Genomic DNA, 1,804 nt, shown 5'->3' on the forward strand with positions numbered 1-1,804 from the left:
AAGAACCCGATGTGGAGGGCACGCGGTTCTGGTTCGCAGGCCTTTCTTCGTCTGATCCTGATCCGGATGAGAAGGCATACAATTCAAGGTTGGAATGTAAGAAAATGTAAGAAGAAGAAATAGAAAGCTCATGATTCAATTCACAAGTTCGCATTCAAGATGTGGGAGGAGCAGGGATGGCAAATCTTCAGGCCTTACGCCGTAAAATCGGCTCGGTCAAGAGCACACAAAAGATCACAAAGGCCATGAAGTTGGTGGCTGCATCCAAACTCCGCCGTGCACAGCAGCGAATTCTTGCGTTTCGCCCGTATGGACAAGAATTACGCCGTGTGCTTGCCAACCTGAGCGGTCGGGTCAATCAATCTGTCCACCCCCTATTCCAAAAACGCCCGGTCAAGATTATTCAAGTGACCGTCGTGACGAGTGACCGTGGATTGTGCGGAGCGTTCAATATGAACGTGATTCGCAAAGCCACCCAGATGATCCAGAAATGCGAGGAAACAGGGGCGAAGGTCATCGTCGGTGTCGTCGGCCGGAAAGGGAACGAGTACTTTCGCCGCCGTCATTGGCCCATTCGCGATCCGAATGTGAATGTGTTTGACCGATTGACCTATGAGCACGCACTCGAAGTCGGATGGGCTGCCGTAGAAGCGTTTACCGCGGGGGCTTTTGATGAGGGATATATCGTGTATAACGAGTTTAAAAACGTGGTCCAACAGCAGGTTGTTGTGGATAAAGTCTTTCCTATCGAACCCCTGAAGGAATTCGGAGCGGCTGAGGCGCCGGCGCCATCCGGAGGCGGCTATCTGTATGAACCCGATCAGGAGGAGTTGCTCGGGACATTGCTTCCCAAGTATGCCCAGGGCCAGGTATTCCGCATCTTATTGGAATCCTCTGCTGCCGAACAATCCGCAAGAATGGCGGCCATGGATGGCGCTACTCGTAACGCCGGAGAACTCATCAAGCAACTCAGTCTCAAATATAACAGGAGCCGTCAGGAAACCATTACCAAGGAACTAATGGACATAGTGGGCGGAGCCGAAGCCCTCAAATAGCCAACTTGCAGAAAGCAGGTAAGGGGGAAGATCTTCAGTGAAGATCCCCCCAGCAAGCTGGTTGGCATCTTTCAAATGTATTGTCTAATTACATTTGCGCATTCCTCCCCTCAGCAAGCTGAGGGGTATCCTGCCCTGTTTTTATGAATTTCTTAGCTCGAGGCTCGCATTGGCCCACCGACATCTGGCTGGTTTTTCCAGTACCTCACAGAGAAAATTTGCGACTAAAAGAGACTTTTAGCTTCCAAATCCCTTATTCGCTTTTTTGAATAAAGGCCTCCGAAGCCTCCTTATAATGGGCGCACTTTTCAGACACGTCTTTCTGCCCTTCATACTTAGCCAGACATTCAGTGTACTGCTGGATGATTTTGACTTTTTCTTCGGAAATTTGGGCATCGGCGTCCGCCTTCCGTTCCTCCGGACTCGCACCACATCCCACCAATCCCACCATGGAAATGGCCATCACAACCAGGAATGTTCGAACCATGCGTCTTCTCCTTTTTTGAATCATCTTCATCATAAATATTGTTGATAGAGACACCAATATACTATTGTGTTCACTGTAGAATCAATCACATCTCCTGTACCATTGCCATCCCAGAACTGAACGAATGGATTCAGACTTTTCTGGCCCAACTCCAATGAGAGTAAAAAAGTCCGCTTGGTTCATGGCTTGAGACACCGCTTCCAGACTAAGCGTCAGGTGTGAGGTGCGTTTCAGACGAACTGTCAAGGAGGGCGAATTGAAT

Annotated in this window: 3 protein-coding genes; 1 reads left to right on the plus strand and 2 read right to left on the minus strand. The window is 49.5% G+C overall.

The genetic code is table 11. From position 1 onward, the window contains the following. Positions 1–176: 176 nt before the first annotated feature. Positions 177–1,055 carry an ATP synthase F1 subunit gamma gene (gene atpG / locus AAH187_RS00130; protein ID WP_342346398.1) on the plus strand — a complete coding sequence of 293 codons (879 nt, stop codon included), beginning with the start codon at positions 177–179 and terminating at the stop codon, positions 1,053–1,055. A gap of 253 nt (positions 1,056–1,308) precedes the next feature. Here atpG and AAH187_RS00135 read toward each other — a convergent pair whose 3' ends face one another. Both AAH187_RS00135 and AAH187_RS00140 read right to left on the minus strand, forming a co-directional pair. Further along, positions 1,309–1,542, minus strand: a complete 234-nt coding sequence (locus AAH187_RS00135; RefSeq protein ID WP_342346399.1) for a hypothetical protein — start codon at positions 1,540–1,542, stop codon at positions 1,309–1,311. An 81-nt stretch (positions 1,543–1,623) separates the two neighbouring features. Then, positions 1,624–1,804, minus strand: a 181-nt coding sequence (locus tag AAH187_RS00140; RefSeq protein ID WP_342346400.1) for a hypothetical protein, incomplete at its 5' end; no start/stop codon positions are given.

The sequence above is a fragment of the uncultured Nitrospira sp. genome, assembly GCA_902500695.1.
Lineage (GTDB): Bacteria > Nitrospirota > Nitrospiria > Nitrospirales > UBA8639 > Nitrospira_E.

Coding starts and splice junctions, on each gene's coding strand:
- atpG (WP_342346398.1), top strand. CDS start 177: ATGGCAAATCTTCAGGCCTTACGCCGTAAAATCGGCTCGGTCAAGAGC.
- AAH187_RS00135 (WP_342346399.1), bottom strand. CDS start 1,542: ATGGTTCGAACATTCCTGGTTGTGATGGCCATTTCCATGGTGGGATTG.